This is a genomic window from Aurantiacibacter xanthus (assembly GCF_003584015.1).
Taxonomy (GTDB): domain Bacteria; phylum Pseudomonadota; class Alphaproteobacteria; order Sphingomonadales; family Sphingomonadaceae; genus Alteraurantiacibacter; species Alteraurantiacibacter xanthus.
The window spans coordinates 14,382-36,633 of the sequence record NZ_QXFM01000138.1; the positions used below are offsets into that span (position 1 = coordinate 14,382).

Consider the following 22,252-nt stretch of genomic DNA (forward strand, 5'->3'; position numbering starts at 1 on the left):
CAGGCGAACCGCGGTCCGCCTGCCCCTTTTGTTGTCTGGTCAGGTTGGGATCAGGCGCCCGCGCAGGCGATCCCGGCCAGCATGTTGACGATGAAACCGTTGTCGCCCTGGCCCACCATGTAGCAATCGTAGATGCCCAGCGTGAAGCCGATAGCGCGGCCGAAGAACACGATGGTGATCCAGAAGATCAGCGAGGTGATCCCCGCCACCTTGGCCCCCGTCGGCACGACCGGCGAGGTGTCCCAGTTGTCGACCGTCTTCCACGTCACCGAGTGGAAATAGGCCATGTTCAGGCCAGCAATCGCCAGCAGCGCCATCTTGCCCATGAAGAACGGGTTGATCATGTAGCTCGACGTCTTGGAGACGTAGAGCAAGGTGCCGGTGATCGCCGCCAGCACGAACCCGCCCCATGTCCATTTCAATGTGTCACGGCTCATCGCGGTGACCGGATAGTTCTTCGAGGCGACACCCAGCAGGCGCAGGTCCATCACGAAGATCGTGCCAAGCACGGTGACGAGAGCAATCACGTGGATCGTCTCGATCGTGGGGAAGGCCCAGGTGCTTTCGGCGATGAAAATGCCGAGCGGAGAATACTGGATCGATTCCCAGATCGTCGTCGGTTCAGGATAATACATGTCTTGAAACTCCCCCTTACACCGGCACGTAGGCGATCCAGCGACCGCACACGATGATCAGGCACCAAAGCGCCATGATGACCCAGCCGGTGCTCTTCGCCCCGCTGGTGCCGACATAGGCAGCGCCCGCCGTCTGCGCGGCAGCGCGAACCGAGCCGATCCACGACAGCGAAACCAGCACCATCACGATCAGCGCGATCATCTTGATCCAGAACACGGCGTTGATCATGTTGCGCACCGGTTCGGCCATGATCATCGACAGGCCCGAAAGCACGATGACCAGCAGGCTCCAGCGCACCCACGGCACGAAGCGCGCGGCGGTCTGCTCGAAGGTCAGGCCCGCCCCGGCCATGCCGTTCACGCGCAGCACAACCATCAGCACCGACCCGAAGGCCGCACCGATGGAAAGGATATGGATCGCCTGGGCAATCGGCACGTTCCAGAAGTTCTCGACCATGAACAGGCTGAACGCGGTTTCCTGCATCCAGAACGCCCAGTCGAGCAGGACCGTGCCTCTCATCCAGTCCGTTATATTGAAAAGTAAATCGCCCATCGGCCCTGTACCCCTCGTTGTTTTGGCTCGTTGTCAGGGATTGTTGCCGCAGCCAGATTGATCCTGTCCGAAGCTCCCTCTCGCACTCCCGCTAGCGGTGATCTGCCTTTCCGCCAAGCCTAATTGCCATACTTCATTACTAAGTGCAATTTTTCGTACACTATGTTTCTACACGCAGAGAGAGCGAATAAAGGCCATACTTTCCGTATCTTGCGGAAATTTCGCAGCCAGCATCGCCGCCACAGGCCCCCTCCGGGCTTTTCGTGGCGAGAAGGCATTGTCAAATAACCAGCCGCAGTTTAGGACAGAATCAACAAGATGCCCGCTTCTGTGGGGCGACATCAGGCGAGAGGGTGATTCGGCAGCAATGGCAATGCGAGCGATCCTAAGGGCGGGAACGGCGACTTTGCTCGCCTGCACTGCCGCCAGCGGCCTTGTGGCGCAAAGCGTGCCCGCCGATGGCGACTGGCCCAGCATCCAGCGCGATGCCGCCGCCACGCGCTATTCCCCGCTCGCCGACATCAACCGCAGCAATGTGAGCGGCCTCGCCCCGGCCTGGTCCTATCCCTTGCGTGCGTTCAACACGGCGGTGCCGATCGTGGTCGGGGGCGTGATGTACTTCCCGGCGCAGAGCCGCGTCGTCGCGCTCGATGCCGCCAGTGGCGAGGAAATCTGGGTTCACGAAGGTGAGCTTCCCGCCAGCCGGGGCGCTTTTGCCGGGCCCGGCACCTATTCGGGCCGCGGCGTCAGCTATTGGCCGGGCGATGCCAGCCATGCCCCGCGCATTCTGGTGACGGCGGGCGACCGTATTTACGCCCTCGATGCCGCCACGGGTGAGCCGGTCGCCGACTTCGGTGACGGTGGCTGGATCGCGATGGGCGGCCCCGCCTATGGCGGCACGCCCACGATTGCGGGCAACACCATGATCATTGGCGCGGCCTCGCTCGAAAACCCGCAGGGCGAGCCGGGCAATCCGCGCGGCTACGACATCGTGACCGGCGAACGCCTGTGGGAGTTCGACACCACCCCCGATCCCGGCCAGCCCTATAACGAGACCTGGGGCGATGGCTGGAAGGATCGCGGCGGCACCAACATGTGGGGCTTCAGCGCCACTTACGACGCCAGCACCGGCATCGCCTATCTCCCCATCGCCGGCCCCGCCCATAATTACTACGGCGGCGACCGCCCCGGCACCAACGTCTATGGCAATTCGGTGGTCGCGGTCGATGCGCGCACCGGCGAATACAAGTGGCATTTCCAGACCGTGCACCACGACCTGTGGGACATCGACATGAGCAATGCCGGTCCGCTGATCCCGGTCGAGACCGAGAGCGGCGGCCACATGGCCTTGGCCAATGTCGGCAAGTCGAGCTACTTCTTCGTCCTTGATGCCAAGACGGGCGAGCCGGTTCACCCGGTGGAAGAACGCCCGGTGCCGCCGGGCGATGTTCCGGGCGAATACTATCACCCGACCCAGCCTTTCCCGGTCGTCACCCCGCCGCTGAGCCGGGTCGCAATGACCTATCAGGACATCGTCAGCCCCGAGGATACCACGCCCGAGCACGCGGCAGCCTGCCATGCGATGTGGGAAAAGGCGGGCGGCTTCTTCAACTCCGGCCCGTTCACTCCTTTCGCGTTCAAGGACGCAGATGCTCCGCCGCGTTCGACCATCCAGCTTCCCGGCGGCACCGGCGGCGTGAACTGGGGCGGCGCAGCGGCCGATCCGACCACGGGCCTTGTTTACGTGAATGCGCAGGACACCTCGCTGGTCGGCTGGGTCGAGAAGGTCGAGGGCGAAAAGCCTTACAGCTTCGATGCCACCTCGGCCCCCGAGTACGACCGCGCCAGCGTCGACGGCAAGGGCCCGTTCTTCACCTTCAGCGCGCCGCTCTCGGGCGAGTATGACGAGCGTGGCCGCCCGGTCGGCACCAGCGCGCCATGCTACAAGCCGCCGTGGGCGCGCCTCACCGCGGTCAACGCCAACACCGGCGAGATCGCCTGGGCCGTGCCGCTTGGCATGTTCGAGGAACTGCCCGAGGGCCGTCAGGTGCTCGGCAACTCGGGCAGCGCCGGGCCGAGCGTGACCGCAGGCGGACTTGTGTTCGTCGGCGCCACCAACGACAAGCGCCTGCGCGCCTTCGATGCTGCCACTGGTGAGCAGCTCTGGGAAAGCGTACTCAGTGGCAACGCCAATGCGAACCCGATGACCTATCGGGGCCGTGACGGCAGACAGTATGTCGCGATCAATGCCGGAGGCACGATCGCGGCCTTTGCACTCAATCAGTAATGCATACAGGAGAGGTCATGCGGGGGATTAAACACTTGAGCTTGTTGGCGGCATCGGCGCTGGCCTTTGCCGGCTGCGCCACCTTGCCCGCCACGCCGGCTTTGGCCGAGCAGAACGCAGCCAGCGCTCCGGCGCGCATCGGCGATGCACCGAATATCAACGGTGTGTGGCAGGTGATGAACGAGGCCAACTGGAACCTCGAACCGCACAGCGCCGGTCCGAACCCGCTGCCGCAGGGCGATACGCTGCTCGGCGCGATCGGTGCGGTTCCGCCCAGTCTCGGCGTCGTCGAAGGCGGCGAGATTCCGTACAAGCCTGAAGCGCTGGAGCGGCTGAACAAGCACCGTGAGAACATTATCAAGTGGGATCCGGAAGCGGCCTGCTATCTGCCCGGCATTCCGCGCGCGACCTACATGCCGCACCCGTTCCAGATCATTCAGGGCGATGGCGACGATATCCTGATCGCCTATGAATATGCCTCGGCCAACCGGGTGATCCACATGGAAGAGGTCGGCATTCCGCCGATCGACACCTGGATGGGCACCTCCTACGGCCAGTGGGAAGGCGATACGCTCGTCGTGACCACACTGGCGCAGGGTCCGGGTCTGGTGAAGCTGCCCGGCGGCGAGATGATCGAAGGCGTCACCTGGCTCGACCGTAGCGGCAACTATCTCACCAACCACGCGACAGTCACCGAGCGCTTCACGCCGATGGGGCCGAACCACATCGACTATCAGGCCACGATCGACGATCCGGAGATCTACACCCGTCCGTGGACGATCAAGATGCCGCTGTACCGGCGGATGGAAGAGAACGCGCAGCTGCTTGAGTTCAAGTGCGTGCCCTTCTCCGAACACCTGCTCTACGGCGACTTAATCGCAGAGTAATGTTGGGTCGGGCAAATAGACAAAGTCAATTTGAGATTTTGTCCGAAACCCGGGGATTTTGACAAGGAGTAACCAATGCAGATCAAGAAGCTCAGCGCTGCCGCAATCGGCGCCGTGCTGGCGATCACCGCAGTGGGCGCCGCGGCGCACCACTCGTTCGCCACCGAATTCGACCGCAACAAGCCGATCCGCCTCTCGGGCAAGGTCGTCATGTTCGAGTGGGTGAACCCCCACTCCTGGATTCACATCGACGTGAACCGCAACGGCAAGACCGAGCGCTGGCGCATCGAAGGCGGCGCGCCGTCGGCTCTGCTGCGTCGTGGCTGGAACCGGAACTCGCTGCCCGCGGGCACCGACATCATCGTCGACGCCTTCCAGGCACGCGATGGTGATACCCGCGCATCGGCAGCGGAAATCCGCTTCCCGAACGGCCGCGAACTGTCGCTCGGCAACCCGACCACCGAGGCCGTGGCCGCAGCGGCCCGCCGCGCCGGCAACTAAGCCCGGCGCAACGCCAACATGCGAACGGGGGTCCATCGCGGCCCCCGTTTTCGTTGGCGCACCCTCGATTGACTTTGCTTAGCTGACAGGCTTCACCCTTCTGCAAAAAGGGAGAGAAAACCAATGTCGGCCAAACACCACGCCATCGTTCTCGCGCTTCTGATCGGTGCCTGCGCCACGCCTGCCATGGCGCAAGAGGCAGCGGACGCGCCCGCCACCTGCCTTCCGCAGGGCCCGTTCGGGCAGATGGACTATACCTCGGTCGAAGTGCTGGCCGATGGCCGCGTGACCTTCCGCCTATGCGCACCCTCGGCGCGAGAGGTCCGCGTGACCAGCACCGACATCGATCCGATCATTCCGGCAGGCTTCGACGGCGGACAGCGCGGCCTGCCGCTCACCCGCGACGATAGCGGGCTATGGTCGGGCACCACCACCCTGCCCGTTCCGGCTGACACCTATCGCTTCAACTTCGCGGTCGACGGCGCGCGCGTGCCCGATCCGCTTGCCACGACCTTCAGCCGGGAGCGCACCGGCATCAACTCGACCTTCGAGGTGATCGGGCCGGAGGGCGCGTTCCAGAGCTATGACCCGGCGATTCAGCACGGTGTGGTCAGCCGCGTGGAATACTGGTCCTCCACCCTCAATGCCAAACGCGAGGCCTACGTTTACACCCCGAGCGGCTACGTGACCGACAGCGCCAGCTATCCCGTGCTCTATCTGGTGCACGGAGCGGGCGACAGCGCCGACAGCTGGACCAGCGTGGGCCATGCCAACTACATCGCCGACAACCTGATCGCTGCGGGCGAGGCCGAGCGGATGATCATCGTCATGCCCTTCGGGCACACGCCCGCCCGCGAGGGGGCCGACATGCTGACGAACACCGATTTCGGCAACGATCTGACCCGCGACCTGATCCCCTATGTCGACAGCCACTTCCGCACCCTTGCCGATGCCGATCACCGGGCCATGGCCGGGCTTTCGATGGGCGGCGCTCACACGCTGCGCTTCGGCGTCACCCGGCCCGACCTGTTCGGCGAAGTGGGTATTTTCTCGATGGGTCTTGGGCTCTCCGGCCCGTCCGACGTGGCCGACTATGTCGCCGCCAATGCCGATGCGCTGAAGGCGCGCGCGGCCATGCCCGAACCGGTCTATTACGCGATGGGGAGCGAGGATTTCCTCTACGCCACCGCCGCCCCGACCCGCGCGATGTTCGCCGGGCAAGGCATTGCCGTGGACTATCAGGAAACCGGCGGCGGCCACACCTGGATCAACTGGCGCCGCTATCTGAAAGACTTTCTGCCGCGGCTGTTCCGCTAGCCCGCTGCGGTGAGCGCAGCGCCGATCTCGGCAAAGTCTGAACGCACTTCGGCCAGAGCGCCGGTGTCGAACGTCATCACGCAGTCGAGGATCGTCTCACGCGCGGCGCTGTAAAGGTGCTCGAGCGCTCCGGCGACGGGGTTGTTACGGTCGAGCCCCATTTCCAGCGCCGTGATCGCGGCGATCGCGCGGGTCAGTCCGTCGGAGCGGCTGCCAGTATCGCCTGCATCGTTCGCACGGATGGCGCGGCCCAGTTCGCTCACCACCTGCTCGAAGCAGATCGCCACGAGGTCCTTGGGGTCCGAGCCCAGGATGCGGGCGTTGACCTGCACCTTGCGATAGGCGTCATGCGGGTTCTGGCTAAGCATCAGCATCAGTTCTTGCTCGCGTTCCAGGAATCGATCTGCTGGCGCAGGAACGTCAGCGTCGATTGCGAGGCGGCCACGCGGGCATCGGCCTTGGCGAAGCGTGCCACCATCTGCAGCCGCAGCGCTTCCTGCTTCTCGGCGATTTCGGCGGTCATCTCGGTGACCTTCTCCGCCTGCCCTTCGTAGCGCTTGATCGAAGCGCCGAGGGAGTTCGCATCGCCGGTCGATCCGGCATTGCGGGCGAGTTTGTCGAAGGTCGAATAGACGCCATACAGGCCGGTGGTGAACATCGCTGCCACACCATCGGGATCGCGTTCGAGCGTCGCAGCAAGGCGATCATCGTCGATCTTGAAGGTGCCATCGCGGTTGATGACAAGGCCAAGGTCGCTCAGCGTGCTCGGTGCATTGCCGGTAGCATTGGGCATCACCACGCTGCCCGGCAGTTTCGCGAGCGCCAGCTTGAGCGAGCGCGCACCGGGATCGCCGCGCAGTTCTCCGCTTTTGACATTGGTGGCGCGGTTCAGTTCGCTCACGATTTCATTCAGCGCGGTGACGAGATCGGACATGGTCTGCGCCACGCCGCCGGTGGTGTTGGCGAAACTGACCGTGGTGGGCGATCCGGCATTGGTGCCCGTCAGGCTCAGTTGCAGCCCCGGTGCGATCTGCCCGGTGCTGTTGGTCTTGCTCGACATGGCCAGCCCGTCGAGCGTGAACCTGGCATCCTGCGACGTGTCCTTGAGCTGTGCAGCCGCACCCGTGGTCGGTTCCCAGGCGAGCGCGGCGAGTCCCTCTTCACCGGGCGTCTCGGTCGCTTCGATCACGAAGCCGCTTTGCTCGCCTTCGGCACCCTTCACCACGAGTTGCGGGCCGTCGACGGTCTGGGCGATATAGGCCGTAACCCCCGCTCCGGCTGCGTTGATCTTGTTGGCAACGTCTTTCAGGGTCGAGCCGCTTTCGAGCGTGATCTCGACCGCAGCTTGTTCAGTATCCTCGGCGAAGCTCGCGCCATCCATCTTGCCGAAGCGGATCGTGAGCGTTCCCGCACCGATCGGATCTGTGGCCGAAGCCATTGCCGGGCCGGTCAGCACCTGCCGCCTGGCCAGCTGCGTCACTTCGAGCGAATAGCTACCTTTGCCGATCGTGCCGAGCGGCGTGCTGGCCGTAGCGACGGCCGAATTGGCGACCTTGGGCAGCGGCGCGAGGCTGCCCGTGCGCACTACATCGCCCAGCGAACTGGCCAGCGTGGCAAAGCCGTTCTTGATCGTGGAAGCGACCGAAATCTTCTGCGCGAGAAGTTCGCCTCTGGCGGCGAGGCTGTCGTTGCGCTGTTTGAACTGCGCCACGGCCAGGTCGCTGGCGAGCTGTTTCATGTTGATCCCGCTGCCCGCGCCAAGCGTCGTGATGATCGAGCTTGTCGAACTGGTTGAGGTGCTTTCCATGGCTACTAGAACGGCCCTTTCCTGCTGCGATTAAGCCGACGTGCGACCTTCGGCGTCGAACTGCATTTCGACCGGCACGCTGACCCGCGGCAGCGGCGGGGTCTCGCCCCGGCGGATCGAGAGCACGAAGGCCACAATGGCGGCGACGGCGGCGTAAAGCTCCTCGCGGATCACCTGCCGTTCGCGCGTGGTGTAGTAGAGCGAGCGCGCCAGCGGCGGATATTCGAGCACCGGGATCTGCATGTCGGCGGCCACTTCGCGGATCGCCAGCGCCTTCTCGCCGCGCCCCTTGGCGAGCACGATCGGCGCGCCGGCCTTTTCGGGATCGTAGACGAGCGCGACCGAGAAATGGGTCGGGTTGGTGATGACGAACTGCGCATCCTTCATCGCCGGGCCGAGCGCGCCCATGGCGATCTCGCGCTGGCGCTGGCGGCGCGCGGACTTGGTCTCGGGCGAGCCTTCGCTTTCCTTGTTCTCGTCGCGCATTTCCTGATGCGTCATTTTCAGCCGCTGATCGCGGCGCAGCCACTGGATCGGCAGGTCGATCAGCGCGATCACCACCAGCCCGCCCGCCAGCGAGGCAATCAGCGAGATCGCCGCGCTCCACGCGATTTCGAGCTGCCGCGCGAGCGTGGCGCGGCCGAGGTCGGAAATGTCGGGCAGCGTCATCTTCATCCACACGAAGGCAATCGTGCCGAGCAGGGCCACCTTGATCAGGCCCTTGCCCATCTCGATCCAGCCCTGCGGCCCGAAGATGCGTTTGAGGCCGGTCATCGGATTGATGCGCTTGGCCTTGAACTGGAGGTTTTCCGCCACCCAGCGCCCCTCGCCGAACGACAACTGCGCCACCAGCGAGGCAGCGGGCACCATCAGCCCGAGGATCACCACCGGCACCGCGACATCGGGAATGATCGCCAGCACGTCGCCCGCCCCGCCCCGTTCGAGCGAATTGGCATCGAAAGTAAGCGCGGTGATGACCAGCTTGCGCAGTTCGTCGAGCACCCATGGCCCGGCCATGATCATCCAGGCCAGCCCTGCGATCATGGTCGCGGCGGTGGCCAGCTCCTTGCTGCGCAGGACATCGCCCTGCTTGGCCGCCTCGCGCCGTTTGCGGGCGGTTGGGGCAAAGGTTTTCTCGCCGCTGCTCTCCCCGCTCATGGCGCAATCACCAGTGCGACGTTGTCGAGCCCGGTGCGGGCGATAGTCTCGAACTCGGCATAGATCAGCGGCGAGGCCACGATCAGCGCGCCCAGCCCCGCCAGCACGCCCGAGGGCAGCCCCAGCGCGAACAGGTTCAGCGAAGGCGCCGAACGGCTGAGAATGCCGGTCAGCACCTGCACCATCAGCAGCACCAGCGTGATCGGCAGCGAGATCAGCACGCCGAACTGGAACAGCTGCGTGGCAAATCCGGCGATCATCATCGCGCGCTCATCGCCCAGCCAGCTTTCGCCCGGCGGGAAGGTCAGATAGCTCTCGACCACCAGTTGCAGCCATTGCAAATGGCCGCCCAGCGCGAGAAAGATCAGCGTCAGCACGATGGTGAAGAACTGCCCGAAGGCGCTGATCTGCGTTCCGGCCTGCGGATCGGTGGTCATGGCCATCGACATCCCCATCGCCCCGCCGATCACTTCAGCGGCGAGCACCGGCCCGGCAAAGGCGATCTGGAGCACGAAGCCGAGCGTCAGGCCCACCACCACCTCGCCCGCAACCGCGAGCAGGCCTGCGAGGCTGAAGATTTCGGGCGGCGCGGAAACGTCGGTCCAGGCAGCGACGAACACCGCCACCGCACCGGCAGCGACAATGCGCACCTGTGCGGGCACCCCCATGGCCCCGAAAATCGGCGCTGCGATCATCGCCGCGCCGATCCGGGTCATCAGGAAGATCACCCGCCAGAATTCGGCCTCGAGCGGTCCGATGCCGAACGACAGGCCGCTCATCGCCCGATCGTGGCAATCTGGTTGAAAATCTCGGTGAGGAAGTCGGACAGCAGCACCATCATGCTCGCGCCGAGCACCACCAGCACCAGCGAGATCGCGGCAAGCTTGGGTACGAAGGTCAGCGTCTGTTCGTTGACCGAGGTTGCCGCCTGAATCAGGCCGACCACAAGGCCGACCGCAAGGCTGGCGAGCAGGATCGGCGCGGCGATCAGCGCGGTGGTCCACAGCATCCGGTCGGCAAGCGCCAGCAGGGCGGGCATTTCATCCATCGGACCTGAACCTCGCTATAGAAAACTGGCCGCAAGCGAGCCCATCAGGAGCGCCCACCCGTCGACAAGAACGAACAGTAAGAGTTTGAAAGGCAAAGATACTAGCATCGGACTCATCATCATCATGCCGAGGCTCATCAGCACCGAGGAGACCACCAGATCGATCACCAGAAAGGGCAGGAACAGCATGAAGCCGATCTGGAAGGCGGTCTTCAACTCGCTGGTCACGAAGGCCGGAAGCAGGATCGAAAACGGCACCTCGGCCTGCGAGCTGTAGCCGGGATGCTTGGCAAGGTCGGTGAACATGGCGAGATCGGTCTCGCGGGTCTGCCGGATCATGAAGGCGTGGAAGGCATCGCCCGCCTTCTCGATCGCCACTTCGGCGCCGATCTGATCGGCGGAATAGGGCTGGATCGCCTCGGCGTTCACCCGGTCGAGCGTGGGCGCCATCACGAACATCGACAGAAACAGCGACAACCCGATCAGCACCTGATTGGGTGGCGACTGTTGCAGGCCCAGCGCCTGCCGCAGGATCGCCAGCACGATGATGATGCGCGTAAAGCTCGTCATCATCAGCACCAGCGCGGGCAGGACCGTGAGCAGGCCCATCACCAGCAGCAGCTGAAGCGACAGGCTCAGCGTGCCGCCCGGCCCGTTCGACAGTTCGCCGAAAGCGCGGTCGAGCGCGCCGGGCACGGCGGCCTCGCTCGCGACCTGCGCGTGAACCAGCGCGGGCATCAGCAGCGCGCCAAGCGCCGCGCAAATGCTAAGCGCCCGTTTACCATAATTGGTCATTGGGGGAACGAGTCCTCGTCGAGGTCGGCCAGAAACTGCGCTTCGCTCCTGGCTTTCGTCTTGGCCTGAGTGCGGCTCTGCGCCGCGCATTCGGCCAGCCAGGTGAACCCGGCCTTCGACGAAGCGACCAGAATGTCGCGCCCGTTGTATTCGATCACCGCCAGCCGCTGGCCGGGCGAGAGCATCATCGTCTCGACCACCTTGATCGTGCGCTGGCGGCCTTCGCCGCCGGCACCGACCTGCGCCTGCAGCTTCTTGGCCAGCTTCAGGCTGCCCCAGATCATGCCCGCGATCAGCGGCAGCAGGATCGCCAGCTTGAGCAGATACCAGCCCACCTTAGAGGCCTCCCACCGGCCCGGCCGAGGCAGACGGAGCGGGGATCGCATCGTCCGCCTCGCCGCCTGCCAGTTCGATGATGCGCAGGCCGAAACGGTTGCCCTCGGCCACCACCTCGCCGCGCGCCACGACCTTGCCGTTGACCAGCAGGTCGAGCGGCTCGTCGATCAGCCGGTCGAGCATGATCACCTGCCCCTCGCCCAGCGCGCAGATGTCGCGCAGGCGCATCGACGACGAGCCCAGCTCGACCGAGACGGCAACGTCGATGTCCTTGAGCATACCAAGGTTGGCAAAGGGAATACTCACGCCTTGTCTCCTGTCAGCAGCACGCGGTCGAGTTGCAACGCGACGCGGTCATCCTGTTCGCCCATGGCTCCGCTGGCGACGCGGTGTTGTCCCACGAACAGCGGGACCGAGCGCGCCACGGCAATCGGCAGCACCTGTCCGGGCCTGAGGTTCATGAGCCTGGAAGCGGGCACCTTCATCTCCGCCAAACGCGCGCGCATGGGCAGCGGCACATCGGCGATGGCGGAAGGCAGAATTTCAGGGATAACCGGCTTGGGCTGCGCCCCGCCCTCGCTGAAATGGGTCAGCAGCCGCGACACGGTGCCGGGACGGCAGGCGAGCTTCAGCGTGATGGCCGGGCCTTCGGGCGCCGCCACCCGGATCGGCATCACCACCGCATCAGCCTGGCCGGGAAAGACCGCCAGCTTGGCATAGTCAGTGGAAAAAGTGGCCTCTTCGCCCGCCCGCAACGCGGCGGCATCGAGACAGGTGCCAAGCGCCTCGGTCAAAGCGCGGGCCAGCCGCTTGAGCAGCAGCTCGATCGAGCTGGGGAGTTTGGGGCCGGGTTTGAAATCGACCGCGCCCGCATCGCCGCCGAACATGGCTTCGAGCCGGGCGAGGATCGGCGGCAGGGCGAAGGTGGCGAACAGCCGTCCGCCCGCATCGCCCACCGGGAGAATGAAGTTGCCCGCGACCGGGGCGATCTTCTCGGCCAGCTCGCGCGCCAGCATCACTTCGGCCTCGCCCGCCTCGCAGGTCCAGCCGTTGGCGTTGAACACCGCCGCCATCCGGGTTGCCAGCGCCGGTTCGAGCGCGCTTCCGAGGCGACCGAAAGCGGTCAGCCGGGCATCGGCATCGGGCTTGGCCGAAACCAGCGCCGCGCAGTGCATCGCCACGCGCCGCTCTGCCACGAAGGACTGATGGTTCAGGTTCATTGGACGATCAGGCTCCGGAAGTAGACCTTGTCCACGCCGCCGAAGCCTTCTTCCTCTTCGAGCACCTCGTTGATCGCCTGGACCATGCGCTGTTGCAGCCGCTCCTTGCCAACCGCAGAGGCGAACTCCATCTCGTCGGTGTCCGACAGCTCGATCAGGATCTTCGAGCGGATCGCGGTTTCGTGCTTCTTCAGCCACATCAGCACCCGACCGTCGCGCTGGGTCGAGGCGGCGAGGCCAAGCTGGACCATCGCCGGCGAATTGCGCAGGTTGGAGGTGAACTCACCGTCGAAGTTGTAATAGGCGGTGCGGTATTCGCTGCCGTTTTCGCCGGGGACATAGGCGCCTTCGCCCTTTTCCTCGCCTTCCTCGGCAGTGGGATAGGGATCTTCCTCGCCCTTCTCGACGAGCTTGGGCGCGTTATCTTCTTTCGCCTCGGCATGGTCGCCGATGATGCCGGCGGCCATCAGGCCGAACACGCCGCCGCCACCAGCCGCCAGCATGACCAGCGGAAGGACGATCTTGCCGACAAGGCCACCGCCCTTTTTGGCGGCCTCATCGCCGTCTTTCTTGTCCTTGCTCATTGCGGTTTTCCCTTAGCTGTCATGCCAGCACGCCGCGGCGGCTACCCGATTCCGGGCCACCTGCGGACCTGCCCGCCCCTCTGTCAGAACCTGCCGCCTGTGATTGGGCGAATATGGATAAATGCGCATTGTCAGGTTCATACGTATTTTTACCTGACCCACCGTTATGACCCGCACCATTCTGCGGGTTTTCGCCCCCTGCGAAGGCGGCCTGGCCCTGCCCTTCGGCACGCTGACCGGAGGTCTGACTTCCGTTGTTGCCCGTGTTCTGGCCGGAGCTTTGGCCAGAGTTCTGGCCCGATGCTTGCGCCGCGCCCTGTTGAGCCAGTGCCTGCCCGACGGCATGGCGCAGTTCGCTCGGGGCACCGGGCAGGTCGATGCTCAGCCGGTCGTCGGCGCGCAGGCCCACCGCCAGCGTGACCCGGCCGAAGTCGGGGTGCGTCAGTTCGATCTGGCTGCGCTCGGACCGCGCGGCCACGCGGGTTTCGATCAGCCGGTCGACCAGCTGTGCCAGCGAGGTGTCAGTCGCAGTCGTGGGTGCGGCGCTATGCCCATGGACCGGGCCATGCGCCGGGCGGGCAGCGGAGCCGGCATCGAACGGCGACGATGAGGCCGTCTCTGCCGATGCCGCCTTCGCAGCCGCCGCCGGAGCCGCTGCCAGACGCGCCTCGCGCAGTTCCTTCAGCGTCTTGAGCTCGCCCTTCTCGGTGCCATCGGCTCCGGCCAGCAACTGGGCGGTGCTAGCCCCTTCGCGCGCGTCCTTGACGGTATCGGGGGGCAACGCGATCTCACCCAGCGCCGGCTGCGCGGTGTCCTTCAGCGGCTGCCGGGCGGGCGCGAGCATGGTCTGCTGGGCCTGCTCCCATGCCAGATCCTGCGCGCGGCCGCCGCGCAGCTGCTCCAGTTCCGCCGGACGCGGAGCGGCATCGCGGCGCAGGGGTGCCGGGGCAGCGGGAGTCTCGGGCGTGTCGTCCGATGCAGCGGCATCGTCGCTCTCGGTCAGCGACGCACTCGCTTTGGCGGGAGTGTCGGCAACCAAAGTCACCTGCGCCGGAACGGGCATCGTGGCCGCGACAGCGACATCGATGGCAGCGCTCGCTTCGCCCTCGGCTTCGAGCATTTCGCCCGTGTCGGGCACAAGCGCGGGATCGGCCTCGCCGTCAGCGGCAACCGGCAAGCTCTTGCCGCTTTCCGGCAGATCAGCGGCAACGGAAAGCCGCACCTGCTCCAGCGCCAGATGCAACGCCTTGGCACCGGGAAGCTGCGCCCGCGTCTCGGCAACGGGTCCGACCACCGCCGGGGCAAGAGCAGGCTGATCCGATTGCAGCGGACCCTCTGCATTGTCGATGAGCGCGGTTTCAGGCAGCGCACCGGGCTCGGTGATGGCAAACGCAGGCGTATCGGGCTGCGAGGAACCGGGCAGCGTGCCACCGGCGGGAGGCAGACTGGCCGAAACCAGACCGGCGAACTGGCCGTCGTCGGGAGCATTGCCCGGTGCGGCTGGTGCTACGATGGATTCGCCCGGAAGCAGTATTGACGATGAAACCTGCATGGTCCCTCTCTGGATTGCTACCAGAGACTATTCACGATCCGTGCCAGTTCGCCGTCCACCCGGAAGATTTTGCGTTTCGCGCGCGGCCAGCCGCTGCGCCGCCTGCTCCACCAAGGCGGTTCGACGCTCTTCGATCTGGTCCCGGCGGCGGCTGGCGATGCGTTCCTGCTGCATCCTGAGCTGGGCGTGGCTCTGGGCAAATTCGGCCTGTTGCTCGACAGTCTGGGCAATGGCGCGCAGACGCGTGCCCGAAGTGAGCCGCCGGGCGAGATCGTCGCCGTAATCGACATGATCGCGCCGGATTTCGGTGGCAGCCAGCGCCCGTGCGCGTGCCGCAAGCTGTTCGGTTCGTTGCGCCGCCGACAGCGCCTGTGCCGCCTCGATCGCAGCGCGCCGATGCTCGATCTCGCGCAGCCGCAACATCCGCGCCATCAGCTTGGCGCGGCGTTTGTCGTTATTGCCCATGGCCGGTCATCGCGAGGAGGTGGCCCACCGTCTGATCGAAATCGGTCCGCTCGCCGCGCTGCTGGCCGAGGAAGGCCTCGACCTGCTTGTGCATGGCCATGGCGCGGTCGATATCGGCATCGCGGCCCTGCTGATAGGCACCCATCAGCACCAAGTCGCGGTTCGCTTCATAGCGCGCCACCAGCCCGCGCAGATCGCGCGCAGCCTTGCGATGTTGCTCGCCTGCGACATCTTCCATCACCCGGCTGAGCGAAGCGGAAACGTCGATCGCGGGATAGCGACCGTTCTGGGCAATCTCGCGGCTGAGCACGATGTGCCCGTCAAGGATCGCACGTGCAGTGTCGACCACCGGGTCGTTGTGATCGTCGCCATCGGCCAGCACCGAATAAATGCCGGTGATCGAGCCGCCCGACGTGGCGGAATTGCCCGCCCGTTCGACCAGCTTGGTGATCGTCGCCAGCGCGGATGGCGGATAGCCGCGCGCCGAGCCGTTTTCGCCCAGCAACAGGCCGATCTCGCGCGCGGCATGAGCCACACGGGTAAGGCTGTCGAGCACCAGCAGCACCTTCAGTCCCTGCGCGCGATAATACTCGGCAAGGCTGGTCGCAAGCATCGCGCCGCGCAGGCGCAGGTTGGGCGCATGGTCAGCCGGAACCGCCACCAGCGCGGTGCGCCGGGCGGTCTCGCCGCGCATGTGACGGGCAACAAAATCAGATACTTCGCGGGCGCGCTCACCAATCAGTCCGAGCACGACCACATCGGCCTTGGCCCCTTGCGCGATCATGTCGATCAGCACCGATTTGCCGACGCCAGAGCCCGCGACGATGCCCATGCGCTGGCCCACCCCCATGGTGCAGGTGGCGTCAATCGCGCGAATGCCAGTGACAAAAGGCTGTTCGACGCTCGACCGTTCAAGCGCACCGCTGCGCTCGCCGCCCGAAGGCCACCATGCGCGAGCGGCAACCGCGTCGCGGCCATCAATCGGCTGGCCCGTGCCATCGACGGCGCGTCCCAGAAAACTCGGCCCGACCGGCAGCGCGCCGGGTCGGCCAAAAGGGTGGACGAAGGCCCCGGGACGCAGCAGCACCGCATCGCCCAGCAGGCTCATCAGCGTGCGTCCGTTGCGAAAGCCGATCACCTCGGCAGTATGCGAACGGGCATGACCATGGCCGATGGTACACAGCGAACCGACCGGCAGCGACAGCCCCGTTACCTCGATCATGGTGCCGTCGCAGGCACTGACCTTGCCATAGCGGCGCGGCGACAGATCGAGCGCAGCACCATCGGCACGGATCGTTTCGAGCAGGTTCAGCACAGGATCAGCACTGCCCCACGGCTTCGCGAATGGCGTCGGCCCAGCTCATGGGGCCGTCCTCGATCCCGCCGTCAGCGGTTTCGATACGGATGCAGCCGGGCATGACCGAGGGATCATCCTCCAGCACCAGCCCCGGCGCGACCAGATGCGCGATGGCCTCCTTGTCGGCGGGGTTGAGGCGGATGCGCCGTTCGTCCGCCGCGCGCATCAGCATCGCGGAGGCCTTCTCCACCCGGCGCGCAAGCAATTCGTGATCGAGCGCAAAGGGCGCGACCGCCTGTTCGCATAGCGCCACCACGGTCTCGCGCAGCATCGAGCGCAACCGTTCGCCCTCGTCGATCGCCTGTTCGGCCAGCTCGCATCCCAGCCCGGCGTAGCGCGCTTCGAGCTCGGCGAGCCTGAGTTCGTACTCGGCACGGGCGCGGACTTCGCCCTCCTCCGCCCCTCGGGCGAAGGCTTCTTCAAGCGGATCGGGGCCAGGCGCTTCCGGCAGCACCTGTTCAACCGGCGGCGGAGCGCCTCGACCGAACCGGTTGTCAGTCGAAAATCCGGCGGGCGCGAGCGCCAGCAGCGCGCGGCTAGACATAGTCTTCGTCGCCATCGCCAAGGATGATCGTGCCATCGGCGATGAGCCGCTTGGCCACCTCGATAATCCGCTTCTGCGCCGCATCCACCTCGGCAAACTTGAGGCGACCACGGGTCTCGATCTCGTCCTTGAGGCCATCGGCCGCACGGCTCGACATGGCGCGGAAGAACACGTCGCGCTGGCTTTCCTCGATGCCCTTGAGGGCGTCGATAAGCAGGTCGGAATCGACCTCGCGCAGCAGCGCGCCCATCGCCTGCGGATCGAGCACGAACAGGTGCTCGAACTTGAACAGCTCGCTTTCGATCTGCTTGAACAGCGCCTTGTCGCGCTTGTTGATGACCGGAAGGATGCGCTTTTCGGCAGCCTTGCCCGCGCTGTTGATGATGTCGGCCACTTCGCGCACCCCGCCGAGGCGCAGCGGCATGGTGCCGAAGCTCTCGGTGATGCGGCTTTCGAGCAGCTCTTCGAGCATGGTCAGCGCCGAGGGCGCAACCGGGCCGAGTGTGGCCACGCGGTGAACGATCTCGGGCTGATCCTCTTCGGGCAGCCCGGCCAGCACCTGCGCCGCCACCATCGGATCGAGCTGTACCAGCAGCACGGCAATAGTCTGGGCGAATTCGTCAGCCACCAGCTTCAGGATGATTTCCGGTTCGAGCCAGCGCGCAATTTCGAGCGCCGTCGGTCCGCGCGGTTCGTCGATCACGATACGGCGCATGACGCCATCGGCACGAACCGCACCGACCGCACCGGTCATGACCGAGCGCACCTTGTCGACCCGCCCCTCGGCGGGCATCACGCGTTCGCTGGCGGCCTGGGCGAAATCGCGGATCGCCTCGCTCACGCGATCCTCCGCTATCTCGCCGAGATCGCACATGTTCTGACCGAGCAACGCCAGTTCCTCCGGCGTCAGCCGCGAGAGCAAGGCGCTGGCCTCGTCGTCGTCCATCAGCAGCACCATCAGGGCTGCATTGGCGGCCTGGGGATGGGTCAGCGCGCTCATGCCGCTTCCGCTTCGTCGGGTTCAGGTGCAGGCGGAACCTCGCGCAACATCCGGCGCAGGGCCTGCAGGGCATCGTCGGGTTGTTCGCGGGTGATCCGCCGCGCCAACTCGATCTGCTGGCTCAGCGCATCGTTGCGCGGCGGGCCCGAGTGATCGGCCGCCGGATGCGGCAACAAGGCCGGAACCTCGTCCTCCCGCTCGATTTCGCGCGTGCCGTCCTCATCGAGGGCCTCGTCGTCGTCCGATGCATTGTCATCGTCGTCGTCACGGACCTTGGCCGCGCGGGACGGATCAAGCTTGTTGGTCACCGCCTTGAGCAGTGGACGCACCGCCAGCAGCAGCACCAGCACCACCGACAACAACGCCACCACATTGCGCAGAATGGTCGCGAACCACGGCGTTTCCCAGAACGCCGGCTCGTCGATCTCGGCCGGGTTGAACGCCCGCGTGCGCACGGTCACGATGTCGCCGCGCCGGGGATCGGCACCGACCGCAGCCGACACCAGTTCCTCAAGCTTCTTGATTTCCTGTTCGGGCTTGTCGCCCAGTGCCGACTCGTCAATCGCCACGGCCACCGAGAGGCGGCTCATCGCGCCCGGGCGGCTGCTGGTGACAGAGACTTCGCGGCCCACATCGAAGGTGCGGCTGGCGTTGCTGGCCCCGTTGCGTACGCCGCCAGCGGCGGCTTCGGTGCCTTCGGGCGCGCGGTTTGCGGCCTGGGCATCGGCGGGCGGAATATTGCTGGTCGCGCCCGGAACGCCCGCGGCCAGCCCCTGCTCCGCCTGCGTGGTTTCGCTCACCGTTTCGGAGCGGACCACGCCTTCGGGCTCGTAGCTTTCGCGCGCACGGGTCTGCTCGTTCATGTCGAGGCTGACCTGCACTTCGGCCGAAAACGCATTGTCGCCCACCACCGGGCTGAGCAGCTGGATCACCTGCTCGCGCAGCTTGGCTTCGGTGCGGGCCTGAAGATCGAGGCCGTCCATATCCGGGTTGGCCGTATCGGACAGCAAGGAGCCGTTCTGGTCGACAATCCGCACATGGTCGGGCGAAAGGCCCACCACCGAGGCGGCAACAAGGTTCGCGATCGCGCCGACCTGCGACTGGGTCAGGGCCTTGCCGCGTGCGAGGCGCAGCATCACCGAGGCCGTCGGATCGCCATTCTCGCGCACGAACACCGACTTGTCGGCCTTGGCGAGATGGACGCGCACGGTATCGACACCGTCGATTTCGGCGATGGTCAATTCGAGTTCGCGCTCCTGCGCGGCGCGCAGCCGGTCGCCTTCCAGCGTGCGGCTGGCGCCCATCGGCAGCGAATCGAGCATCTGCGAGCCGCTCTCGGGCATCGACAGCGCGCCCTGCGAGGCGACCGTCATCCGCGCGCGATAAAGTTCGTCTTCGCCGACCATCACCGCGCCGGTGCCCGGATCGATCTGGTAGGCGATCCCGGCCTGATCGAGCGCGGCGGCCACTTCCGCGCGCTCGCCATCGCCGAGCGAGGAATAGAGCATGCGCTGCGGTGCAGGCACCACCAGCGCCCAGGTCAGCGCCGCAAGACCAAGGCCCGCCGTGCCGATGAACCACGGCAGCATCTTCCTGACGGCCGGCTGGGCGACAAAGCCCTTCACCTGCGCCATCGGACCGGTTCCATGGTCGATGGTAAGCGAGCCATTCGGCGTGGCAGGAACGAGATCAGCCATCTAGTTCAGATCCCCATCCGCATGATGTCTTGGTAGGCGCTCAAGAGCTTGTTGCGCACCTGCAAGGTAGCTTCGAAGGCGACACCCGCTTCCTGCCGCGCCAGCATCAGCTTGGCGACATCCTGCGTTTCGCCGCGCGCATAGGCTTCGGAAACCGCCGCAGAGCGCTGCTGGGCGTCGTTCACCGACGACAGCGCTTCCTTCAGCGTGTCGCCGAAGCCGCCACCCTGCGGTGTGCCATTGGTCGGAACGGTGCTCTGGGCCTGCTGGCCCTGTTGCAGTTCCTTGAGCAGGCGCGACTTCTCAAGCATGGCATCGCGCATGGCGATCACCTGCTGGACGCTCGCGCCGCCTCCACCACCGACTGGATTCATGAGACGGCTCCCATATCCATGCCGGCGTCACGATAGGAGGCAAGGCGGTAGCGCAGCGTGCGCTCCGAAATGCCCAGCCGACGCGCGGCTTCGATCCGCTTGCCGTTGCATTCCTTCAACGTATCCATGATCGCGCGGGCTTCGGAGAGCTTGACGATGTTCGACAGCCTGGGATCGTCCTGGCTGTCATCGTTGATCGGCGCTGCCGAGACGGCGCTGATCCGCGCAGGCGCATCGAACACGATGTGCTCGGGGCCGATTTCCTCGCAGCCGCCAGCCATCACCAGCGCGCGGCGCATGACATTCTCCAGCTCGCGCACGTTGCCCGGCCAGTTATGCAGCGCCAGCAGCGCCAGCGCTCCGGTGCCGATCCGGCGCGGACCGCGCTCGGGATTGGCATGGCGCAGCAGCATCGCGCAGGCGAGCGGCGCAATATCGCCCGGACGCTCGCGCAGCGGCGCAAGATGGATCGGGAACACATTGAGGCGGTAGAACAGATCTTCGCGGAAGCGGCCTTCGGCCACCTCGGTCGGCAGATCGCGGTTGGCGCAGGCGACGATGCGCACATCGACCTTGACCGGCCGGGTCGCGCCGACGGGCAGCACTTCACCTTCCTGCAAGGCACGCAGCAGCTTGGCCTGAAGACCAATCGGCATCTCGGCAATTTCGTCGAGCAGCAGGGTGCCGCCATCCGCCTCGCGGAACAGGCCGTTGCCGCCCGCGCTGGCGCCGGTGAAAGCGCCCTTCTGGTGGCCGAACAGCATCGCCTCGAGCATGGTTTCGGGGATCGCGGCGCAATTGACCGCGATAAAGGCCTTGTCCGAACGCGGACTGGAATCGTGGATGAAGCGCGCGAGCACTTCCTTGCCGGCGCCGGTCGGGCCGGTCAGCAAGGCGGGCACGTCGGTCTGGGCCAGCCGGTCGGCCAGTGCGAAGACCGACAGCGAATGCGGGTCGGCCGAAATCGGGGTGCGCGTGCCATGGGCGGCAATGCGAGCGATCAGGCCCGCCAGCGCCAGTTCCCCCGAAGGATTGTCATAAACGAAAGCCCCGCCCTGGCTCATGTCCTGCATGATCGCCAGGTCGGCACGGGCCACAGCAATGCTTGCCGCGCCCGCAGCTTGTGCCTCATCAGCATCGCACACCATGACCGGGTTGGTCAGAAACAGCGACGACCGCACCCCGGCAAGACGCCCCGCAAGCGCCGGATGTTTTTTTTCGAACCCCTGCGTAACACCAAGTTTGCTCACGTGACCCCCAACGCATTAACCATACCGTCCAGGCGCTGTTTGCGCGCTGGACGTCCAAATAGGCATTAATTAAGACCACGTAGAAACACGTAGTGAGATCGGGGGGCTGGCGGGCCGGGTCAGCTTAAAAACGGCAAACTTTCGCCGGTCTGTGGATTGCCTGCCGCGCAGATCATCGGGGCGGCCTCGCAGTTCATACCTACCGGAGAACAACAAATGAACGTCATCAACACCAACATCGGTGCCATCCGTGCCACCAATGCCTCGACTGCTGCGTCCAAGACGCTGGGCACGGCGATGGAACGCCTGTCGACCGGCAAGCGCATCAACAGCGCCAAGGACGACGCCGCCGGCCTCGCGATTGCCACCACCATGACCTCGCAGGTGCGCGGCATGAGCCAGGGCATCCGCAACGCCAACGACGGCATCTCGCTCGCCCAGACGGCGGAAGGCGGCCTCAACGAAGTCACCAACATGCTGCAGCGCGTTCGCGAGCTGGCCATCCAGTCGGCTTCGGGCACCTATCAGGCGTCTGACCGTACCGCGATGCAGGCAGAAGTCGCCGCGCTGACCTCGCAGATCGACGACGTGCTGACCGACACCAAGTTCAACGGCAACACGCTGTTCTCGAAGACCGCTGGCACCGACCTCACCTTCGACATCCAGACCGGCGCGAACTCGGGCGAGAAGATCACCCTGACCTCGACCGGGATCGACGGCACGCTGATCGATGGGACGGCGCTTGACGTCAGTGACACCACCAAGGCCGGCACGACGATCGACAATGTCGATGCGGCCCTGGCCTCGATCAACAGCACCCGCGCGGCGCTCGGTGCGGGCCAGAACCGTCTCGAAAGCGTGATGAACAACCTCAACGACAACATC

At 65.5% G+C, this 22,252-nt stretch carries 25 protein-coding genes; 5 read left to right on the plus strand and 20 right to left on the minus strand.

From position 1 onward, the window contains the following. Positions 1 to 50 precede the first annotated feature (50 nt). Together D2V17_RS17345 and D2V17_RS17350 are read right to left on the minus strand one after the other, a co-directional pair. Positions 51 to 635, minus strand: a complete 585-nt coding sequence (locus D2V17_RS17345) for a DUF6644 family protein (protein ID WP_119594291.1) — start codon at positions 633 to 635, stop codon at positions 51 to 53. A 16-nt stretch (positions 636 to 651) separates the two neighbouring features. After that, positions 652 to 1,155, minus strand: coding sequence for a DUF6644 family protein (locus tag D2V17_RS17350; protein ID WP_119594293.1), 504 nt, complete (start codon positions 1,153 to 1,155; stop codon positions 652 to 654). A gap of 439 nt (positions 1,156 to 1,594) precedes the next feature. Here D2V17_RS17350 and D2V17_RS17355 point away from each other — a divergent pair, with 439 nt between their 5' ends. The 4 genes from D2V17_RS17355 to D2V17_RS17370 all read left to right on the plus strand — a co-directional run bounded on the left by D2V17_RS17355 (position 1,595) and on the right by D2V17_RS17370 (position 6,180). Continuing rightward, complete coding sequence (locus D2V17_RS17355; protein WP_191229264.1) at positions 1,595 to 3,475, plus strand: outer membrane protein assembly factor BamB family protein; 1,881 nt, start codon at positions 1,595 to 1,597, stop codon at positions 3,473 to 3,475. 35 nt (positions 3,476 to 3,510) lie between these two features. Beyond that, complete coding sequence (locus D2V17_RS17360; RefSeq protein ID WP_147367459.1) at positions 3,511 to 4,362, plus strand: hypothetical protein; 852 nt, start codon at positions 3,511 to 3,513, stop codon at positions 4,360 to 4,362. 75 nt (positions 4,363 to 4,437) lie between these two features. Next, entirely contained in the window at positions 4,438 to 4,863 is a 426-nt protein-coding gene (locus tag D2V17_RS17365; protein ID WP_119594299.1) for a DUF6152 family protein, read from the plus strand. 123 nt (positions 4,864 to 4,986) lie between these two features. After that, positions 4,987 to 6,180 (plus strand): alpha/beta hydrolase-fold protein, encoded by a 1,194-nt coding sequence (locus D2V17_RS17370; protein WP_245978779.1) that lies wholly within the window; start codon positions 4,987 to 4,989, stop codon positions 6,178 to 6,180. On the opposite strand, the gene D2V17_RS17375 is transcribed toward D2V17_RS17370, so the two are convergent. Genes D2V17_RS17375 through D2V17_RS17460 form a run of 18 tightly spaced genes read right to left on the minus strand, consistent with a single transcriptional unit; the run spans position 6,177 to position 21,367 of the window. Then, on the minus strand, positions 6,177 to 6,554 hold the full coding sequence (locus D2V17_RS17375; protein ID WP_119594301.1) for a flagellar export chaperone FliS: 378 nt from the start codon (positions 6,552 to 6,554) through the stop codon (positions 6,177 to 6,179). The genes D2V17_RS17370 and D2V17_RS17375 overlap by 4 nt on opposite strands. Next, on the minus strand, positions 6,554 to 7,987 hold the full coding sequence (fliD, locus tag D2V17_RS17380) for a flagellar filament capping protein FliD (protein WP_119594303.1): 1,434 nt from the start codon (positions 7,985 to 7,987) through the stop codon (positions 6,554 to 6,556). Before fliD ends, D2V17_RS17375 begins: the two co-directional genes overlap by 1 nt. A 30-nt stretch (positions 7,988 to 8,017) precedes the next feature. Beyond that, complete coding sequence (locus tag D2V17_RS17385) at positions 8,018 to 9,145, minus strand: EscU/YscU/HrcU family type III secretion system export apparatus switch protein (protein ID WP_119594305.1); 1,128 nt, start codon at positions 9,143 to 9,145, stop codon at positions 8,018 to 8,020. After that, entirely contained in the window at positions 9,142 to 9,924 is a 783-nt protein-coding gene (locus D2V17_RS17390; RefSeq protein WP_119594307.1) for a flagellar biosynthetic protein FliR, read from the minus strand. The genes D2V17_RS17385 and D2V17_RS17390 overlap by 4 nt, the downstream gene beginning before the upstream one ends. Beyond that, a complete protein-coding gene (locus D2V17_RS17395) occupies positions 9,921 to 10,193 on the minus strand; it encodes a flagellar biosynthetic protein FliQ (protein WP_119594309.1) in 273 nt (90 codons plus the stop codon). The genes D2V17_RS17390 and D2V17_RS17395 overlap by 4 nt, the downstream gene beginning before the upstream one ends. 15 nt (positions 10,194 to 10,208) lie before the next feature. Beyond that, positions 10,209 to 10,988: a flagellar type III secretion system pore protein FliP gene (fliP, locus tag D2V17_RS17400; protein ID WP_119594311.1), complete on the minus strand. Its 780-nt coding sequence runs from the start codon at positions 10,986 to 10,988 to the stop codon at positions 10,209 to 10,211. Further along, the gene (locus D2V17_RS17405; RefSeq protein ID WP_119594313.1) at positions 10,985 to 11,323 is read right to left on the minus strand and encodes a flagellar biosynthetic protein FliO; all 339 of its coding nucleotides are present in this window, start codon (positions 11,321 to 11,323) and stop codon (positions 10,985 to 10,987) included. Before D2V17_RS17405 ends, fliP begins: the two co-directional genes overlap by 4 nt. A gap of 1 nt (position 11,324) precedes the next feature. After that, complete coding sequence (gene fliN, locus D2V17_RS17410; RefSeq protein ID WP_342767857.1) at positions 11,325 to 11,630, minus strand: flagellar motor switch protein FliN; 306 nt, start codon at positions 11,628 to 11,630, stop codon at positions 11,325 to 11,327. Further along, positions 11,627 to 12,544 carry a FliM/FliN family flagellar motor switch protein gene (locus D2V17_RS17415; RefSeq protein ID WP_119594315.1) on the minus strand — a complete coding sequence of 306 codons (918 nt, stop codon included), beginning with the start codon at positions 12,542 to 12,544 and terminating at the stop codon, positions 11,627 to 11,629. The genes fliN and D2V17_RS17415 overlap by 4 nt, the downstream gene beginning before the upstream one ends. Then, positions 12,541 to 13,128, minus strand: coding sequence for a flagellar basal body-associated FliL family protein (locus D2V17_RS17420; protein WP_119594317.1), 588 nt, complete (start codon positions 13,126 to 13,128; stop codon positions 12,541 to 12,543). The genes D2V17_RS17415 and D2V17_RS17420 overlap by 4 nt, the downstream gene beginning before the upstream one ends. 19 nt (positions 13,129 to 13,147) lie before the next feature. After that, on the minus strand, positions 13,148 to 14,680 hold the full coding sequence (locus tag D2V17_RS17425; RefSeq protein WP_119594319.1) for a hypothetical protein: 1,533 nt from the start codon (positions 14,678 to 14,680) through the stop codon (positions 13,148 to 13,150). A 27-nt stretch (positions 14,681 to 14,707) separates the two neighbouring features. After that, positions 14,708 to 15,145, minus strand: coding sequence for a hypothetical protein (locus D2V17_RS17430; RefSeq protein WP_119594321.1), 438 nt, complete (start codon positions 15,143 to 15,145; stop codon positions 14,708 to 14,710). Continuing rightward, positions 15,135 to 16,460, minus strand: coding sequence for a FliI/YscN family ATPase (locus D2V17_RS17435; protein ID WP_119594323.1), 1,326 nt, complete (start codon positions 16,458 to 16,460; stop codon positions 15,135 to 15,137). The genes D2V17_RS17430 and D2V17_RS17435 overlap by 11 nt, the downstream gene beginning before the upstream one ends. 4 nt (positions 16,461 to 16,464) lie before the next feature. After that, positions 16,465 to 17,061 (minus strand): FliH/SctL family protein, encoded by a 597-nt coding sequence (locus D2V17_RS17440; RefSeq protein ID WP_220474152.1) that lies wholly within the window; start codon positions 17,059 to 17,061, stop codon positions 16,465 to 16,467. Next, positions 17,039 to 18,046, minus strand: coding sequence for a flagellar motor switch protein FliG (locus tag D2V17_RS17445; RefSeq protein ID WP_119594327.1), 1,008 nt, complete (start codon positions 18,044 to 18,046; stop codon positions 17,039 to 17,041). Before D2V17_RS17445 ends, D2V17_RS17440 begins: the two co-directional genes overlap by 23 nt. Continuing rightward, positions 18,043 to 19,743: a flagellar basal-body MS-ring/collar protein FliF gene (gene fliF, locus D2V17_RS17450; RefSeq protein WP_119594329.1), complete on the minus strand. Its 1,701-nt coding sequence runs from the start codon at positions 19,741 to 19,743 to the stop codon at positions 18,043 to 18,045. The genes D2V17_RS17445 and fliF overlap by 4 nt, the downstream gene beginning before the upstream one ends. Before the next feature lie 5 nt (positions 19,744 to 19,748). Then, positions 19,749 to 20,117 (minus strand): flagellar hook-basal body complex protein FliE, encoded by a 369-nt coding sequence (gene fliE / locus D2V17_RS17455; RefSeq protein ID WP_119594331.1) that lies wholly within the window; start codon positions 20,115 to 20,117, stop codon positions 19,749 to 19,751. After that, a complete protein-coding gene (locus D2V17_RS17460; protein ID WP_245978780.1) occupies positions 20,114 to 21,367 on the minus strand; it encodes a sigma-54 interaction domain-containing protein in 1,254 nt (417 codons plus the stop codon). Before D2V17_RS17460 ends, fliE begins: the two co-directional genes overlap by 4 nt. 216 nt (positions 21,368 to 21,583) lie before the next feature. Here D2V17_RS17460 and D2V17_RS17465 point away from each other — a divergent pair. Next, the coding region (locus D2V17_RS17465) for a flagellin N-terminal helical domain-containing protein (protein WP_245978781.1) at positions 21,584 to 22,252 on the plus strand (669 nt) is incomplete at its 3' end.

Bases quoted from the DNA above. Each gene is read 5' to 3' on its own strand.
- D2V17_RS17345 (WP_119594291.1), bottom strand. From the start codon at position 635: ATGTATTATCCTGAACCGACGACGATCTGGGAATCGATCCAGTATTCT.
- D2V17_RS17350 (WP_119594293.1), bottom strand. From the start codon at position 1,155: ATGAGAGGCACGGTCCTGCTCGACTGGGCGTTCTGGATGCAGGAAACC.
- D2V17_RS17365 (WP_119594299.1), top strand. From the start codon at position 4,438: ATGCAGATCAAGAAGCTCAGCGCTGCCGCAATCGGCGCCGTGCTGGCG.
- D2V17_RS17370 (WP_245978779.1), top strand. From the start codon at position 4,987: ATGTCGGCCAAACACCACGCCATCGTTCTCGCGCTTCTGATCGGTGCC.
- D2V17_RS17375 (WP_119594301.1), bottom strand. From the start codon at position 6,554: ATGCTGATGCTTAGCCAGAACCCGCATGACGCCTATCGCAAGGTGCAG.
- fliD (WP_119594303.1), bottom strand. From the start codon at position 7,987: ATGGAAAGCACCTCAACCAGTTCGACAAGCTCGATCATCACGACGCTT.
- D2V17_RS17385 (WP_119594305.1), bottom strand. From the start codon at position 9,145: ATGAGCGGGGAGAGCAGCGGCGAGAAAACCTTTGCCCCAACCGCCCGC.
- D2V17_RS17390 (WP_119594307.1), bottom strand. From the start codon at position 9,924: ATGAGCGGCCTGTCGTTCGGCATCGGACCGCTCGAGGCCGAATTCTGG.
- D2V17_RS17395 (WP_119594309.1), bottom strand. From the start codon at position 10,193: ATGGATGAAATGCCCGCCCTGCTGGCGCTTGCCGACCGGATGCTGTGG.
- fliP (WP_119594311.1), bottom strand. From the start codon at position 10,988: ATGACCAATTATGGTAAACGGGCGCTTAGCATTTGCGCGGCGCTTGGC.
- D2V17_RS17415 (WP_119594315.1), bottom strand. From the start codon at position 12,544: ATGAACCTGAACCATCAGTCCTTCGTGGCAGAGCGGCGCGTGGCGATG.
- D2V17_RS17420 (WP_119594317.1), bottom strand. From the start codon at position 13,128: ATGAGCAAGGACAAGAAAGACGGCGATGAGGCCGCCAAAAAGGGCGGT.
- D2V17_RS17425 (WP_119594319.1), bottom strand. From the start codon at position 14,680: ATGCAGGTTTCATCGTCAATACTGCTTCCGGGCGAATCCATCGTAGCA.
- D2V17_RS17430 (WP_119594321.1), bottom strand. From the start codon at position 15,145: ATGGGCAATAACGACAAACGCCGCGCCAAGCTGATGGCGCGGATGTTG.
- D2V17_RS17440 (WP_220474152.1), bottom strand. From the start codon at position 17,061: ATGGCGACGAAGACTATGTCTAGCCGCGCGCTGCTGGCGCTCGCGCCC.
- D2V17_RS17445 (WP_119594327.1), bottom strand. From the start codon at position 18,046: ATGAGCGCGCTGACCCATCCCCAGGCCGCCAATGCAGCCCTGATGGTG.
- fliF (WP_119594329.1), bottom strand. From the start codon at position 19,743: ATGGCTGATCTCGTTCCTGCCACGCCGAATGGCTCGCTTACCATCGAC.
- fliE (WP_119594331.1), bottom strand. From the start codon at position 20,117: ATGAATCCAGTCGGTGGTGGAGGCGGCGCGAGCGTCCAGCAGGTGATC.